The following is a 14,303-nucleotide window of genomic DNA, read 5'->3' as shown; positions in this document are numbered from 1 at the left end:
TGCGGCGGTATTGCTTGCCCTCCGTTGCGCGCGTTTGAGCCGCAGCAACGGTTTTCCCCGGCTAATAGTTGAACAGTTTCGTTTTTTTTCGTTATGGCGCCAATTTTGACCGGGTGGCGCGGAAAAGTAAAACCAATGGCACCATTGGTTGCGAAATGGCAGTAAGTTTTTGTAAAGATGAGACGGATTGCGCCCATTGCTTTAACATCACGGGTAGATTCAGCAAAAGATGAGTCGTAAAGGGTCCATTAACATGCTCCAAAAGGCAGATAATTTGGTCGAAGTGCGCGACATGAGCTTCTCGCGCGGCGACCGACGGATATTTGAAGACATCAACCTGACGGTGCCTCGCGGTAAGGTCACGGCGATCATGGGGCCATCGGGCATCGGCAAAACCACGCTGCTGCGCCTGATAGGCGGCCAGCTGGCGCCGGACAGCGGGGAGATTTGGTTCGACGGCGACAACATTCCCGCGTTGTCCCGCCGTCAGTTATACGACGCGCGCAAAAAAATGAGCATGCTGTTCCAGTCTGGCGCGCTGTTTACCGATTTGACCGTATTCGAAAACGTGGCCTACCCGCTGCGCGAGCACAGCAACCTGCCGGAGCCTTTGTTGCGCAGCACGGTGCTGATGAAGCTGGAAGCGGTGGGGCTGCGCGGCGCGGCTCAGCTGATGCCCAACGAGCTTTCCGGCGGCATGGCGCGCCGGGCGGCGTTGGCGCGCGCGATCGCGCTGGACCCGGAAATGATCATGTTCGACGAACCTTTCGTTGGCCAGGATCCGATCACCATGGGAGTGCTGGTCAAGCTGATCGATGAGCTGAACCATGCGCTGGGCATTACCTGCATCGTGGTGTCGCACGACGTGCCGGAGGTGCTGAGCATCGCCGACTACGCCTACATCGTGGCCGACCACCGGGTGATCGCCGAAGGCACCACGCAGCAATTGCAGAACAATCCTGATGCGCGCGTGCGCCAGTTCCTGGATGGTATAGCGGATGGGCCGGTGCCGTTCCGCTATCCGGCCGGGGATTATCAGACCGAACTGCTAGGCTTAGGGAGTAAATAAGCTCATGTTATTAAGAGCGTTAGCGTCGTTGGGGCGCAGTGGCATCAACACCAGCGCCAGCTTCGGCCGCGCCGGGTTGATGCTGTTCAACGCGTTGATTGGCCGGCCGGAACCCGGCAAGCAGTGGCCGCTGCTGTTGAAACAGCTCTACAGCGTCGGCGTGCAGTCGCTGCTGATCATCATGGTCTCCGGGCTGTTTATCGGCATGGTGCTGGGCCTGCAGGGCTATATCGTGCTCACCACCTACAGCGCCGAGGCCAGCCTCGGCATGATGGTGGCGCTGTCGCTGCTGCGCGAACTGGGGCCGGTGGTCACGGCGCTGCTGTTCGCCGGCCGCGCCGGTTCCGCGCTCACGGCGGAAATCGGCCTGATGAAGGCGACGGAGCAGATCTCCAGCCTGGAAATGATGGCGGTCGATCCGCTGCGGCGCATCGTGGCGCCGCGCTTCTGGGCCGGGCTGATCAGCATGCCGCTATTGACCATCATTTTCGTGGCGATCGGCATTTGGGGCGGCTCGGTGGTCGGCGTGGACTGGAAAGGCATCGACAGCGGCTTCTTCTGGTCGGCGATGCAGGGCGCCGTGGAGTGGAAAAAAGATCTGCTCAACTGCCTGATCAAAAGCGTGGTATTCGCCATTACCGTAACCTGGATTGCCATTTTCAATGGGTACGACGCCGTGCCTACCTCTGAAGGGATTAGCCGGGCGACGACGCGTACCGTGGTGCATTCGTCACTGGCGGTGTTGGGATTGGATTTCGTGCTGACCGCACTGATGTTTGGGAATTGATTCGATGCAAACGAAGAAGAGTGAAATCTGGGTTGGGGCATTTATGCTGATCGCGCTGTGCGCCATCGTGTTTATCTGCCTGCAGGTGGCGAACCTTAAATCGATCGGCAGCGAGCCGACCTACCGCATTTACGCAACGTTCGACAACATCGGCGGCCTGAAACCGCGTTCGCCGGTGAAAATTGGCGGCGTGGTGATCGGCCGCGTGGCGGACATCGAACTCGATTCGAAAACCTACACGCCGCGCGTGGCGCTGGATATCCAGAAAAAGTACGACCAAATCCCGGATACCAGCTCGCTGGCGATCCGCACCTCCGGCCTGCTGGGCGAGCAATATCTGGCGCTTAACGTGGGCTTCGAAGATCCTGATATGGGCACCACCATCCTGAAAGATGGCGGCACCATTCAGGACACCAAATCAGCCATGGTTCTGGAAGACCTGATCGGCCAGTTCCTGTATAAAAGCGGCGGTCAGGACAGCGCCAAATCGGGAGACGCGGCCGCTGAGCCGGCTGCCGGCGCCGCACCGCAACCCGCTGTTCCAAATCATTAAGAGAGGATACCTGCATGTTTAAACGTTTACTGATGGTGGCTCTGCTGGTGGTTGCACCGCTGGCGAGCGCAGCCGACCAAACCAATCCTTACAGCATGATGCAAGAAGCGGCGCAGAAGACTTTCAGCCGTTTGAAGAACGAACAGCCGAAGATCAAGCAGGACCCGAACTACCTGCGTGCCATCGTGCATCAGGAACTGATGCCGTTCGTTCAGGTGAAATACGCCGGTGCGCTGGTGCTGGGGCGTTACTACAAAGAGGCAACGCCTGCGCAGCGCGAAGCTTACTTCACCGCCTTCCAGGCTTACCTGGAGCAGGCTTACGGCCAGGCGCTGGCGATGTATCACGGCCAGACTTACCAGATCGCGCCTGAACAGCCGCTGGGCAATGCCGACATCGTGGCTATTCGCGTCACCATCATCGACAACGGTGGCCGTCCGCCGGTGCGTCTGGATTTCCAATGGCGCAAGAACAGCAAAACCGGCTACTGGCAGGCGTATGACATGATCGCCGAAGGCGTCAGCATGATCACCACCAAGCAAAATGAGTGGGCGTCTACGCTGCGTACTCAGGGCATCGACGGCCTGACCAAACAGCTGCAGGCCGCCGCCGCGCAGCCTATCACGCTGGACAAGAAAAACTGATGTCGGCAGCGCTCAGCTTCGAATCAGAGCAGCAGACGCTGATCCTGCGCGGTGAACTGGATCGGGAAACGCTGCAGCCGCTGTGGCGGCAGCGCGACGCGCTGATGGCGGATAAAACTGCGATCGACGTGGCGCAACTGCAGCGCGTGGACTCCGCCGGGCTGGCGCTGTTGCTGCATCTGCAGGAAGAGCAGCGCCAACGCGGCGTAGCGCTGAAAATTTTCGGCGCCACCGAGCGCCTGAAAACGCTGATCGCGCTCTACAACCTGCAGGCGATAATGCCTGTCGATACCGCCGGTTAGCGGCGTTTTACGCCGCTCTTGCGTGGCAAAACGATACAAAGCCCCTGTTATGCAGGGGCTTTTTCTTTAGTTTAAGAAAACATCGTATTCCACTAAGATACTAGGCTGTTTATGATCCTTTAGCGGCAGAACTGGATACTATGGAAACCAACGAGATTAAAGACGTGCTGATGCAGGCATTGGCACTGGATGAAGTACATGTGACGGGCGACGGTAGCCATTTTCAGGCGATTGTGGTCGGTGAACTGTTCGCCGGCATGAGCCGCGTCAAAAAACAGCAGACGGTTTACGCACCGCTGATGGAATACATTGCGGACAACCGCATTCATGCCTTGTCTATTAAGGCGTACACCCCTGAAGAGTGGCAGCGAGACCGCAAACTCAACGGATTTTAAGGCTGTTTGCCCTGCCGGGCGGGCAGCTTCAGATTAGATAATAGAGAGTAGTCAGATGGATAAATTTCGTGTGCAGGGTCGGACCCGCCTGAGCGGTGAAGTGTCTATTTCCGGGGCCAAAAACGCCGCCCTGCCGATCCTGTTCGCCGCCCTGTTGGCGGAAGAGCCGGTCGAGCTGCAGAATGTCCCCAAGCTGAAGGACATCGACACCACCATTAAACTACTCAACCAGTTGGGTACCAAGATTGAGCGCAACGGTTCGGTCTTCGTGGACGCCAGCGGCGTGAACGAGTTTTGCGCCCCTTACGATCTGGTGAAAACCATGCGCGCCTCCATTTGGGCGCTGGGGCCGCTGGTGGCGCGTTTCGGCCGTGGCCAGGTTTCCCTGCCGGGCGGCTGCGCGATTGGCGCGCGTCCGGTCGATCTGCACATCACCGGGCTGGAGCAGTTGGGCGCCGAGATCAAGCTGGAAGAAGGCTACGTCAAGGCGTCCGTCGAGGGCCGTCTGAAGGGCGCGCACATCGTCATGGACAAGGTGAGCGTGGGCGCGACCGTGACCATCATGAGCGCTGCGACCCTGGCGACCGGCACCACCGTTATCGAAAACGCCGCGCGTGAGCCGGAAATTGTCGATACCGCCAACTTCCTCAACACGCTGGGCGCGAAGATCAGCGGCGCCGGCAGTGACAAGATCACCATCGAGGGCGTCGAGCGTCTGGGCGGCGGCGTGTACCGCGTGCTGCCTGACCGCATCGAGACCGGCACCTTCCTGATCGCCGCCGCGGTTTCCGGCGGCAAAGTGATGTGCCGCAACACCCGTCCGGACACGCTGGATGCGGTGCTGGCCAAGCTGCGCGAAGCCGGTGCCGATATCGAAGTGGGCGAAGACTGGATCAGCCTGGATATGCACGGCAAACGCCCGAAAGCGGTCACCGTGCGCACCGCGCCGCACCCGGGCTTCCCGACCGACATGCAGGCCCAGTTCAGCCTGCTGAACCTGGTGGCGGAAGGCACTGGCGTTATCACCGAAACCATCTTCGAAAATCGCTTCATGCACGTGCCGGAATTGATCCGCATGGGCGCGCACGCGGAGATCGAGAGCAACACCGTGATCTGCCATGGCGTTGAACAGCTGTCCGGTGCTCAAGTGATGGCGACCGATCTGCGCGCTTCCGCCAGCCTGGTGATCGCCGGCTGCATCGCCGACGGCGTGACCGTCGTCGATCGCATCTATCACATCGATCGCGGCTATGAGCGTATTGAAGACAAGCTGCGCGCGCTGGGTGCGAACATCGAACGCGTGAAAGGCGAGTAAGTCATTAGCGCCGGCGCGGCTGCGTCGGCAGGATGAATAGCAAAGGGCCGGCTATCAATGCCGGCCCTTTTTTAATTGCTGTCTTCCGGGAATTCACCCACCGTCATTTTCAACGTAATGCGTTTGCCGTCGCGCAGCACGATAACCGGTATCTCGGTGCCCGGTCTGATCTCCGCCACCTGATCCATGGTCTCCAGCACGGACACCGCCGGTTTGTTATCCACGTTGATGATGATGTCGTTGATCTGGAAGCCGGCGTTGCTCGCCGGGCCGTTCGGCGTAATCTCGGTCACGATGATGCCCTGCAGGCGATCGATGCCGGAATTGGACGAGCGCAGCGGAATGATCTCCTTGCCCTGAATACCGAAATAGCCGCGGATAACGCGGCCGTCGCGGATCAGCTTGTCCATGATCTTGGTGGCCAGTTCGATCGGGATCGCAAAGCCCAGCCCTTCCGGCGTTTCGCCGTCGGTGATTTTGTCATAGGTCAGGGTGTTGATACCGATCAGCTCACCCAGCGAGTTGACCAGCGCGCCGCCGGAATTGCCGCGGTTGATTGAGGCGTCGGTCTGCAGGAACGTCTGCCGGCCGGTGGTGCTCATACTGATGCGCCCGGTGGCGCTGAGGATGCCCTGAGTGACGGTCTGCCCCAGGTTATACGGGTTGCCGATCGCCAGCACCACATCGCCGACGTGGGCAACGCGGTTTTTGTTGGTCGGGATCACCGGCAGGTTGCCGGGATCGATCTTCAGCACCGCCAAATCGGTCAGGCCGTCGGAGCCCACCAGCAGCGCTTCGTAACGGCGGCCATCCTGCAACACCACGGTGATCTGCTGTGCGTCTTTGATCACGTGGCGGTTGGTGATGATATAGCCGCGTTCGTTCATGATCACGCCGGAACCGAGCGACAGCACGTTGGCGGCGCCGTTCAGGTTGCGGTTGTAGATGTTCACCACGGCAGGCGCGGCGCGGCGCACCGCCTTGTTGTAGCTCACCGGCGTTTCGTCGCTGGTATTCTCGGTTTTCTCTGCAAACAGACCGTTGGAAGAACGCAGCATGGGCAGAGCGGCCAACAGCAGGCCGGCAACGATGAGACCGATAACGACAGAACGCAAGAGCTTAGCAAACATGGAGTTTTCGTGGTGTGGTGAACGATGTTCGGAGGATAGCATGAGTTAACCGGGCGCAGTATGTCACCGAGCCCGGTTTTTGCACAAATTAACGCAGCAGCAGATAAATGGTTTCGTTACCGCGCACGATATTGAGCGCCATCACCGGCGGTTTGGCTTCCAGCACCTTGCGCAGTGCGGTGATACTGTCCACGCGCTGGCGGTTGACGCCGATGATCACGTCGCCTTTTTGCAGGCCGATTTGCGCCGCCGTCGAGCCTTTATCCACGTTCTCCACCTTCACGCCCTTGTCGCCGCTCGGCAGCGCGCCGTTGCTGAGGGATACCCCCTGCAGCGCCGGCGACAGCGTTTCGGCGTTGGTCGAGGCGCTCTCGCTGTTGTCCAGCGTGACCGAGACTTCCTGCGGTTTACCGTCGCGCAGCAGGCCTACCTTGAGGGTTTTGCCCGGTGCGGTGGTGCCGACCTTGGCGCGCAGTTCGGCAAAACTGTTCACCGGTTTGCCGTCGACGGAAACCAGAATATCCCCGGCTTTGATGCCGGCCTTGGCGGCGGCAGATTTCGGCAACACTTCGCTGACGAAAGCGCCGCGCTGCGCGTCGGTGTTGAAGGCTTTGGCCATGTCCGGGGTCATTTCACTGCCCTTGATGCCAAGCAGGCCGCGTTTCACTTCGCCGAATTCGATCAGCTGCTGGCTCAGGTTCTGCGCCATATTGCTCGGAATGGCGAAGCCGATGCCGACGTTGCCGCCGCTCGGCGCCAGAATGGCGGTATTGATGCCGATCAGTTCGCCGTTCAGGTTAACCAGCGCGCCGCCGGAGTTGCCGCGGTTGATGGAGGCGTCGGTCTGAATGAAGTTTTCCAGCCCTTCCAGATTCAGGCCGGTGCGGCCCAGCGCCGAGATGATGCCGGAGGTGGCGGTTTGGCCCAGGCCGAACGGGTTGCCGACCGCCACGGCGAAGTCGCCGACGCGCAGCTGGTCGGAATCGGCCATCTTGATGGCGGTCAGGTTTTTGGTATCGCTGAGCTGCAGCAGGGCGATGTCGGATTGTTCATCGCGCCCGACCAGCTTGGCGTCCAGCTCGCGGCCGTCGTTCAACTGCACGCGGATTTTGTCGGCGTTGTTGATGACGTGGTTGTTGGTCAGCACGTAGCCCTTGGCGGCGTCGATGATCACGCCGGATCCCAACCCTTCAAACGGGCGGGAGCTCTGCTGTTGGCCGGGGAAATTGGGGCCGAAGAAGCGTCTGAACTCTTCCGGCAGCTGTTGACGCTGCACCTGGGTGCCTGCGACATGCACGCTCACTACGGCGGGCAAGACTTTTTCCAGCATCGGCGCCAGGCTCGGCAGCGGCTGCCCCTGCACGGCGACGGGCAGGGCCGCGTTGGCCGCCGGTGCGGCGCTGAGCGCCAGGCCGAGGCTCATTGCCAATGCACTAAGAATTAACGACTTTTTCTTCATTGATGATAACTCTCTCAATACCTGCCGATGAAAATTTGATGATAAGGCAATCGCCTTGTCATAGTGAAGGGTAAGACCGTGAATTTGCGTGCAAAGTTCAGTAAAGGTAATGCGAAGGAAGGTCAATATGGCGCAAACGGGATTAACCCCGCGGGTGGCCCCGCGGGCGAAGAAGGAATATCAGTCGCGGCGTGCGCTTTGACCGCGCAGCAGGCCGGAGGCCCCTTCAGAATAGTCGCGCGGCATTTCCACCGGCGCCTGATCGTTGTCCGCTTCCGCTTCGGTCAGGCGATAGCGGAACGGGTTCTCCTGCATCGGCAGATCCGGCAGCAGGTTGTTGGAGCTTTTCGCCATGTGCTGATACAGCTGGCGATAATCGCGCGCCATGTTGTCCAGCAGCTCGGCGCTGCGGGCAAAGTGGCCGACCAGCTCCTGACGGTACTCTTCCAGCTCGGTTTTGCTCTTGTCCAGCTCGTTCTGCAGGACTTGTTGTTGACGTAATTTACGGTTGCCAAAACGCATCGCCACCGCACCAATCACGATACCGACGACCAAACCAATCAGCGCATACTCCCAGGTCATGATGACTCCTATTTTGACTTCGTTGTTCCGCAGGGATTTTTCACTTAATAATATCCACTATAACCGTTAACCTTGTCCGAGTGGAATCCTGATGCGCTTCCACCTGGTTTTCACAGGGTTTTCAGCGGCGCCCGCAGCGGGCATTTGTGGCGATAACGGTGCGAATCGGCATCAACTTGCCGCCAACGTTGGCTAAATAATTTCTAAGCGTTCTTAGGGAACATCGAACAGATGCAGGCACTATCACCGTTATCTCGCTACCAGCAGGCGCTGGAGGCGGGGGAATATCAGGCCGATGAGGTTCAACGCCGGGCCGTCACTCAACTGGATCGCATTTATCAGGCTCTGCTGCAAAAGCCGGCGGCGAGCGCGCCGGCCGGCGGGCTGCGCGGCAAGCTCAGCCGCTTGCTGGGCAAGGGCGGCGAAGCGGCGCCTCAGCGCCCGGTGCAGGGGCTGTACATGTGGGGCGGCGTCGGGCGCGGCAAAACCTGGTTGATGGATATGTTCTTCCACAGTCTGCCGAGCGATCGCAAAATGCGCCTGCACTTCCACCGCTTCATGCTGCGGGTGCATGAAGAGCTGACCGAGTTGCAGGGGCGGGAAAACCCGCTGGAAATCGTCGCCGACGGCTTCAAGGCCGAGACCGACGTGCTGTGCTTCGACGAATTCTTCGTCTCCGACATCACCGACGCCATGCTGTTGGCCACGCTGCTGCAGGCGCTGTTCGCGCGCGGCATCACGCTGGTGGCCACGTCGAACATCCCGCCGGACGATCTGTACCGCAACGGCCTGCAGCGGGCGCGTTTCCTGCCGGCTATCGATCTGATCAACGAGTACTGCGACGTGATGAACGTCGACGCCGGCATCGACTATCGTCTGCGCACCCTGACCCAGGCGCACCTCTACCTGACGCCGCTGAGCGACCAGACGCGCGAGGCGCTGGATCGGATGTTCGTCAAGCTGGCGGGCAAGGCGGGGGAGGACGCGCCGGTGCTGCAGATCAACCATCGGCCGCTGCAGGCGATCCGTTCGGTGGACGGCGTGCTGGCGGTGGATTTCCACACGCTGTGCGAAGAGGCGCGCAGCCAACTGGACTACATCGCGCTGTCGCGGCTGTACCACAGCGTGATCCTGTATAATGTGCAGGTGATGGGGCCGCTGAAAGAGAATACCGCGCGCCGTTTCCTGGCGCTGGTGGATGAATTCTACGAGCGGCACATCAAGCTGGTGATCGGCGCCGAAGCGTCGATGTTCGAGATCTATCAGGGGGTGCAGCTGAAATTTGAATTCCAGCGCTGCCTGTCGCGCCTGCAGGAAATGCAGAGCGAAGAGTACCTCAAGCTGCCGCATCTGCCCTGAGCCCGCCGGGCCTATCGCCGGTTGTCCGCCGCCGGCGATAAATTTATTTTCCATTCAAAAACCGTTCGATCTTTGTGAACGACTTCTCTATAATCTTGCGACCCCACGTTACAACAAAGTTTTTTTTCCCAAAAACTTTATAGTGCCGGCAATGGCTATTCGAAGGGGTAGGTTTGCTGGACTTGTATGGTCGTGTGAGCCTCAACTGTTTTCGAGCGTTTGGGTGTTCACCAACGTGTAACTAATTATTGGGTAAGCTTTCTAATGAAAACTTTTACAGCTAAACCAGAAACCGTAAAACGCGACTGGTACGTTGTTGATGCAGATGGTAAAACTTTAGGCCGTCTCGCTACTGAACTGGCTCGTCGCCTGCGCGGCAAGCATAAAGCGGAATACACCCCGCACGTGGATACCGGTGATTACATCATCGTTCTGAACGCTGACAAAGTTGCTGTAACCGGCAACAAGCGTACAGACAAAGTGTACTACCACCACACCGGCCACATCGGTGGTATCAAGCAAGCGACCTTTGAAGAGATGATTGCCCGCCGTCCTGAGCGCGTGATTGAAATCGCGGTTAAAGGCATGCTGCCAAAGGGCCCGCTGGGTCGTGCTATGTTCCGTAAACTGAAAGTTTACGCGGGCACCGAGCACAATCACGCGGCACAGCAACCGCAAGTTCTGGACATTTAATCGGGATTAATGGCAATGGCTGAAAATCAATACTACGGCACTGGTCGCCGCAAAAGCTCCGCCGCTCGCGTCTTCATCAAGCCGGGCAACGGTAACATCGTTATCAACCAGCGCAGCCTGGAACAGTACTTCGGTCGCGAAACTGCCCGCATGGTAGTTCGTCAGCCGCTGGAACTGGTCGACATGGTTGGCAAACTGGACCTGTACATCACCGTTAAAGGTGGTGGTATCTCCGGTCAAGCTGGCGCTATCCGTCACGGTATCACCCGTGCACTGATGGAATACGATGAGACTCTGCGTTCTGAACTGCGTAAAGCTGGCTTCGTCACCCGTGACGCTCGTCAGGTTGAACGTAAGAAAGTCGGTCTGCGTAAAGCACGTCGTCGTCCGCAGTTCTCCAAGCGTTAATTTTCGCTGCTTCGGCAGTGCGATTTACGCAAAAAACCCGGTGCTTCACCGGGTTTTTTTTATGCCTGAAATCCGCCGTCCCCGACTAAAATCTGTGGCATATCAGACAATTCAACATGAATTCGCCGCACCGTCCCCACAAAACAAGCAAAATCTGGTAAACTATCACCCACTTTTGCGCCTGTTCGCCGTGCAGTTGACCTCCTGGGCCGGTTTTTTATGGGCTCGGGTCGCGCTGCGTGCTGCCGGCCTGCGGCAAGATTATTCAGGATAGCAGCCTGTCAGTTGGCTATTCGCAGTATTTTCTAGATAACTTGGAGGTTTTCATGGCTGTCGCTGCCAACAAACGTTCGGTAATGACGCTGTTCTCTGGCCCGACCGACATTTTTAGCCATCAAGTACGCATCGTACTGGCGGAGAAAGGTGTCAGCGTCGAGATCGAGCAGGTCGAAATGGATAACCTGCCGCAAGATCTGATTGACCTCAACCCTTACCAGACGGTGCCTACGCTGGTCGATCGCGAACTGACCCTGTATGAATCCCGCATCATCATGGAATATCTGGATGAGCGCTTCCCGCACCCGCCGCTGATGCCGGTTTACCCGGTTGCCCGTGGTGAGAGCCGTCTGATGATGCTGCGCATCGAGAAGAACTGGTACTCGCTGATGGACAAGATCGAGAAGAGCAGCGGCCAGGAAGCGGAATCCGCCCGTCGCCAACTGCGCGAAGAGCTGCTGGCGATCGCGCCTATCTTCGGTCAGGCGCCGTATTTCATGAGCGAAGAGTTCAGCCTGGTGGATTGCTACCTGGCGCCGCTGTTGTGGCGTCTGCCGCAGCTGGGCATCGAATTGAGCGGCGCCGGTTCCAAAGAGCTGAAAGGCTACATGACCCGCGTCTTCGAACGCGACGCCTTCCTGGCTTCCCTGACCGAAGCCGAGCGTGAAATGCGCCTGCAGACCCGGGGCTAAGCGCGATGGACATGTCTCAGATGACGCCGCGTCGCCCGTATCTGCTGCGGGCGTTCTACGACTGGCTGCTGGATAACCAACTGACGCCGCACCTGGTGGTCGACGTGACTCGCCCGGATGTTCAGGTGCCGATGGAGTTCGCGCGCGATGGTCAGATCGTGCTGAATATCGCGCCGCGCGCGGTAGGCAACCTGGCGTTGGGTAACGAAGACGTGCAGTTCAACGCGCGCTTCGGCGGCGTGCCGCGTCAGGTTTCGGTGCCGATGGCCGCCGTGCTGGCGATTTATGCGCGTGAAAACGGCGCCGGCACGATGTTCGAACCGGAAGCCGCCTACGACGAGAGCGAAGGCGTGTTCGAAGGTCTGGACAATGAGACGATCCCTTCGGAAACTCTGATGTCGGTGATCGACGGCGATCGCCCGGATACCGCGGAAGATGACGGCCCGGATGACGAACCGCCGCAGCCGCCGCGCGGTGGCCGCCCGGCGCTGCGCGTGGTGAAATAACCCCGTGAGAACAAACGAAAAAGCACCCCATGGGGGTGCTTTTTTTTTGCCCGGCAGACGCGCTCAGCCTTTCAACGCGGCAATGCAGGCGTCGCGCGGCGCGCTGAGATCGCCTACGCGCACGGTAGATAGGGCGTGGGCTGCACGCTCACGGAAACTGGTGATGGCGGTATCGCCTTGCACTTCCGGCGGCGCGGTGCAAATGTCATTGAGCGGCAGATCGTTGCCTTTGTTGAGCGCCTGCAACACCGCCGCCGGATTGTAGATCAGGGCTGCGGAGAGGGCCGATTTGATGCCGGCGGTAAAGCCGGCATTGCCGCCGCCGGCCAACTTGGGCGCCAGGGCAATCCAGCTGTCGTCCCCCAGCCGGATGCTGTTTTCCACGGCGCCGAACTGCCCGGCCTTGCCCAACTGCGCCACGACCGGGCGTGCGCCGCGCGCTTCGATATTGTAACCAACCTCCTGCGAATCCAGCGCCATGGCTGAAGCGCTGAAACTGACGGCCAGCAGCGCGCCGGCCAACAGGGAAATGGAGCATTTCATGTTCGCTATCCTTATCTCGGTGTCAGGCGCAGCCGCGCCCCGCAATGGTGCTAACTCAATACTATAGCGCGTTGAGGCGGTGGGGAGAGGGGAGGTTGTTACAAAGCGTGGCAGGCTAAAAACAGAGGCCCGGCAATATGCCGAGCCTCTGATGGTACGGAAGGTTTACACTTCCAGGTAGTTCATGATGCCGTCTGCCGCTTTACGGCCTTCGGCGATCGCCGTCACTACCAGGTCAGATCCGCGCACTGCGTCACCACCGGCGAAGATTTTCGGGTTGCTGGTCTGGAACGCGTTGTCGCTGCCTTCCGGCGCCAGGATGCGGCCCTGTTTATCGAGCTGCACGTCGTGTGCCGCCAGCCAGTCCATGCGGTGCGGGCGGAAGCCGAACGCCATCACCACCGCGTCCGCGTCGATCACGTGTTCGGAACCTGGCACCTGCTCCGCCGTCTGACGGCCATTGGCATCCGGCGCGCCCAGCTGAGTGCGTACCATTTTCACTCCGGCCACGCGGCCGGCGCTGTTCAGTTCGATGCTCAGCGGCTGCAGGTTGAACTGGAAGTCCACCCCTTCTTCCCGGGCGTTCTTCACTTCGCGTTTGGAGCCCGGCATGTTGGCTTCGTCGCGGCGGTAGGCGCAGATGACCTGCGTTGCGCCCTGACGCACCGAGGTGCGCACGCAGTCCATGGCGGTATCGCCGCCGCCCAGCACCACCACCCGTTTGCCTTCCATGCTGACGTAAGGCTCGTGCTGATCGGTTTCATACCCCATCAGCTGCTTGGTGTTGGCGATCAGGAACGGCAGTGCGTCGTACACGCCCTGCGCTTCCTCATTCTCCAGGCCGCCGCGCATCGACTGATAGGTGCCGACGCCGAGGAACACCGCATCGTACTCGCTCAGCAAGGTCTCCATGCTGACATCTTTGCCCACTTCGGTGTTCAACTGGAACTCGATGCCCATCTCGCTGAAGATGCCGCGGCGCTTGACCATCACTTCCTTTTCCAGCTTGAAAGCCGGGATGCCGAAGGTCAGCAGGCCGCCGATCTCTGGATGACGGTCATACACCACCGCTTTGACGCCGTTGCGGGTCAGCACGTCGGCGCAGGCCAGCCCGGCAGGGCCGGCACCGACGATCGCCACGCGCTTGCCGGTCGGCTGCACGTGCGACATGTCCGGCTTCCAGCCCATTTCGATGGCCTTATCGCTGATGTAGCGCTCGATATTGCCGATGGTGACCGCGCCGAACTCGTCGTTCAGGGTGCAGGAGCCTTCGCACAGGCGATCCTGCGGGCATACGCGGCCGCACACTTCCGGCAGGCTGTTGGTCTGATGCGCCAGGTCCGCCGCTTCCATGATGCGGCCTTCGTTGGCCAGTTTCAGCCAGTTCGGGATGTAGTTGTGCACCGGGCACTTCCACTCGCAATACGGGTTGCCGCAGGACAGACAGCGGTCCGCCTGGGCCTTGGCCTGGGTTTCCGAAAACGGTTCGTAGATCTCGACGAACTCGATTTTGCGGATCTTCAGCGGTTTCTTTGGCGGATCAACACGCTGCAGGTCGATAAATTGGTAAACGTTCTGGCTCATTAATGA

General features: G+C 59.5%; 17 protein-coding genes. 12 read left to right on the top strand and 5 right to left on the bottom strand.

From position 1 onward, the window contains the following. Window positions 1-253: 253 nt before the first annotated feature. From mlaF to murA, 7 genes are all read left to right on the top strand, one after another. Window positions 254-1,069: a phospholipid ABC transporter ATP-binding protein MlaF gene (gene mlaF / locus J0F90_RS21630; protein WP_028127533.1), complete on the top strand. Its 816-nt coding sequence runs from the start codon at window positions 254-256 to the stop codon at window positions 1,067-1,069. Between the two features lie 4 nt (window positions 1,070-1,073). Next, complete coding sequence (mlaE, locus tag J0F90_RS21625; protein WP_004937059.1) at window positions 1,074-1,856, top strand: lipid asymmetry maintenance ABC transporter permease subunit MlaE; 783 nt, start codon at window positions 1,074-1,076, stop codon at window positions 1,854-1,856. A 4-nt stretch (window positions 1,857-1,860) separates the two neighbouring features. After that, entirely contained in the window at window positions 1,861-2,409 is a 549-nt protein-coding gene (mlaD, locus tag J0F90_RS21620) for an outer membrane lipid asymmetry maintenance protein MlaD (RefSeq protein ID WP_004937061.1), read from the top strand. Window positions 2,410-2,423: 14 nt separating this feature from the next. Continuing rightward, window positions 2,424-3,053 (top strand): phospholipid-binding protein MlaC, encoded by a 630-nt coding sequence (mlaC, locus tag J0F90_RS21615; protein ID WP_004937063.1) that lies wholly within the window; start codon window positions 2,424-2,426, stop codon window positions 3,051-3,053. Continuing rightward, entirely contained in the window at window positions 3,053-3,355 is a 303-nt protein-coding gene (gene mlaB / locus J0F90_RS21610) for a lipid asymmetry maintenance protein MlaB (protein WP_033639304.1), read from the top strand. Before mlaC ends, mlaB begins: the two co-directional genes overlap by 1 nt. A 140-nt stretch (window positions 3,356-3,495) precedes the next feature. Further along, window positions 3,496-3,750: a BolA family iron metabolism protein IbaG gene (gene ibaG / locus J0F90_RS21605; protein WP_004937066.1), complete on the top strand. Its 255-nt coding sequence runs from the start codon at window positions 3,496-3,498 to the stop codon at window positions 3,748-3,750. Between the two features lie 55 nt (window positions 3,751-3,805). After that, window positions 3,806-5,065: a UDP-N-acetylglucosamine 1-carboxyvinyltransferase gene (gene murA / locus J0F90_RS21600; RefSeq protein ID WP_004937068.1), complete on the top strand. Its 1,260-nt coding sequence runs from the start codon at window positions 3,806-3,808 to the stop codon at window positions 5,063-5,065. Window positions 5,066-5,136: 71 nt separating this feature from the next. Here the strand turns inward: murA and degS are convergent, their stop codons facing one another. The 3 genes from degS to zapG all read right to left on the bottom strand — a co-directional run bounded on the left by degS (window position 5,137) and on the right by zapG (window position 8,236). Continuing rightward, complete coding sequence (gene degS, locus J0F90_RS21595; RefSeq protein ID WP_016930201.1) at window positions 5,137-6,195, bottom strand: outer membrane-stress sensor serine endopeptidase DegS; 1,059 nt, start codon at window positions 6,193-6,195, stop codon at window positions 5,137-5,139. A gap of 88 nt (window positions 6,196-6,283) precedes the next feature. Next, window positions 6,284-7,654, bottom strand: a complete 1,371-nt coding sequence (gene degQ / locus J0F90_RS21590) for a serine endoprotease DegQ (protein WP_004937072.1) — start codon at window positions 7,652-7,654, stop codon at window positions 6,284-6,286. Between the two features lie 180 nt (window positions 7,655-7,834). After that, the gene (gene zapG / locus J0F90_RS21585; protein ID WP_004937074.1) at window positions 7,835-8,236 is read right to left on the bottom strand and encodes a Z-ring associated protein ZapG; all 402 of its coding nucleotides are present in this window, start codon (window positions 8,234-8,236) and stop codon (window positions 7,835-7,837) included. A 231-nt stretch (window positions 8,237-8,467) separates the two neighbouring features. Between zapG and zapE the strand changes: the two genes are divergently transcribed. From zapE to sspB, 5 genes are all read left to right on the top strand, one after another. Beyond that, window positions 8,468-9,595, top strand: a complete 1,128-nt coding sequence (zapE, locus tag J0F90_RS21580) for a cell division protein ZapE (protein WP_033639305.1) — start codon at window positions 8,468-8,470, stop codon at window positions 9,593-9,595. Between the two features lie 264 nt (window positions 9,596-9,859). Further along, window positions 9,860-10,288: a 50S ribosomal protein L13 gene (rplM, locus tag J0F90_RS21575; protein ID WP_004937079.1), complete on the top strand. Its 429-nt coding sequence runs from the start codon at window positions 9,860-9,862 to the stop codon at window positions 10,286-10,288. Window positions 10,289-10,303: 15 nt separating this feature from the next. Next, the gene (rpsI, locus tag J0F90_RS21570; RefSeq protein WP_004937080.1) at window positions 10,304-10,696 is read left to right on the top strand and encodes a 30S ribosomal protein S9; all 393 of its coding nucleotides are present in this window, start codon (window positions 10,304-10,306) and stop codon (window positions 10,694-10,696) included. Between the two features lie 326 nt (window positions 10,697-11,022). Beyond that, window positions 11,023-11,664 (top strand): stringent starvation protein SspA, encoded by a 642-nt coding sequence (sspA, locus tag J0F90_RS21565; RefSeq protein ID WP_004937082.1) that lies wholly within the window; start codon window positions 11,023-11,025, stop codon window positions 11,662-11,664. A gap of 5 nt (window positions 11,665-11,669) precedes the next feature. After that, window positions 11,670-12,170: a ClpXP protease specificity-enhancing factor gene (sspB, locus tag J0F90_RS21560; RefSeq protein ID WP_025304365.1), complete on the top strand. Its 501-nt coding sequence runs from the start codon at window positions 11,670-11,672 to the stop codon at window positions 12,168-12,170. Between the two features lie 63 nt (window positions 12,171-12,233). On the opposite strand, the gene J0F90_RS21555 is transcribed toward sspB, so the two are convergent. Further along, entirely contained in the window at window positions 12,234-12,713 is a 480-nt protein-coding gene (locus tag J0F90_RS21555; RefSeq protein ID WP_033639306.1) for a hypothetical protein, read from the bottom strand. Between the two features lie 165 nt (window positions 12,714-12,878). Then, window positions 12,879-14,297 (bottom strand): glutamate synthase small subunit, encoded by a 1,419-nt coding sequence (locus tag J0F90_RS21550; RefSeq protein WP_016930196.1) that lies wholly within the window; start codon window positions 14,295-14,297, stop codon window positions 12,879-12,881. Between the last annotated feature and the right edge of the window lie 6 nt (window positions 14,298-14,303).

Origin of the sequence: Serratia marcescens subsp. marcescens ATCC 13880 (assembly GCF_017299535.1) — a bacterium.
GTDB classification, from domain to species: Bacteria; Pseudomonadota; Gammaproteobacteria; order Enterobacterales; family Enterobacteriaceae; genus Serratia; species Serratia marcescens.
The sequence above is the reverse complement of the archived record's forward strand: the minus strand, read 5'-3'. Positions and strand labels throughout refer to the sequence as shown.

What these genes read in the sequence shown, in the direction of transcription:
- ibaG (WP_004937066.1), top strand. Translation starts at nt 3,496, where the DNA reads ATGGAAACCAACGAGATTAAAGACGTGCTGATGCAGGCATTGGCACTG.
- degQ (WP_004937072.1), bottom strand. Translation starts at nt 7,654, where the DNA reads ATGAAGAAAAAGTCGTTAATTCTTAGTGCATTGGCAATGAGCCTCGGC.
- mlaF (WP_028127533.1), top strand. Translation starts at nt 254, where the DNA reads ATGCTCCAAAAGGCAGATAATTTGGTCGAAGTGCGCGACATGAGCTTC.
- rplM (WP_004937079.1), top strand. Translation starts at nt 9,860, where the DNA reads ATGAAAACTTTTACAGCTAAACCAGAAACCGTAAAACGCGACTGGTAC.
- zapE (WP_033639305.1), top strand. Translation starts at nt 8,468, where the DNA reads ATGCAGGCACTATCACCGTTATCTCGCTACCAGCAGGCGCTGGAGGCG.
- J0F90_RS21550 (WP_016930196.1), bottom strand. Translation starts at nt 14,297, where the DNA reads ATGAGCCAGAACGTTTACCAATTTATCGACCTGCAGCGTGTTGATCCG.
- mlaC (WP_004937063.1), top strand. Translation starts at nt 2,424, where the DNA reads ATGTTTAAACGTTTACTGATGGTGGCTCTGCTGGTGGTTGCACCGCTG.
- sspB (WP_025304365.1), top strand. Translation starts at nt 11,670, where the DNA reads ATGGACATGTCTCAGATGACGCCGCGTCGCCCGTATCTGCTGCGGGCG.
- murA (WP_004937068.1), top strand. Translation starts at nt 3,806, where the DNA reads ATGGATAAATTTCGTGTGCAGGGTCGGACCCGCCTGAGCGGTGAAGTG.
- mlaE (WP_004937059.1), top strand. Translation starts at nt 1,074, where the DNA reads ATGTTATTAAGAGCGTTAGCGTCGTTGGGGCGCAGTGGCATCAACACC.
- mlaD (WP_004937061.1), top strand. Translation starts at nt 1,861, where the DNA reads ATGCAAACGAAGAAGAGTGAAATCTGGGTTGGGGCATTTATGCTGATC.
- sspA (WP_004937082.1), top strand. Translation starts at nt 11,023, where the DNA reads ATGGCTGTCGCTGCCAACAAACGTTCGGTAATGACGCTGTTCTCTGGC.
- rpsI (WP_004937080.1), top strand. Translation starts at nt 10,304, where the DNA reads ATGGCTGAAAATCAATACTACGGCACTGGTCGCCGCAAAAGCTCCGCC.
- mlaB (WP_033639304.1), top strand. Translation starts at nt 3,053, where the DNA reads ATGTCGGCAGCGCTCAGCTTCGAATCAGAGCAGCAGACGCTGATCCTG.
- J0F90_RS21555 (WP_033639306.1), bottom strand. Translation starts at nt 12,713, where the DNA reads ATGAAATGCTCCATTTCCCTGTTGGCCGGCGCGCTGCTGGCCGTCAGT.
- zapG (WP_004937074.1), bottom strand. Translation starts at nt 8,236, where the DNA reads ATGACCTGGGAGTATGCGCTGATTGGTTTGGTCGTCGGTATCGTGATT.
- degS (WP_016930201.1), bottom strand. Translation starts at nt 6,195, where the DNA reads ATGTTTGCTAAGCTCTTGCGTTCTGTCGTTATCGGTCTCATCGTTGCC.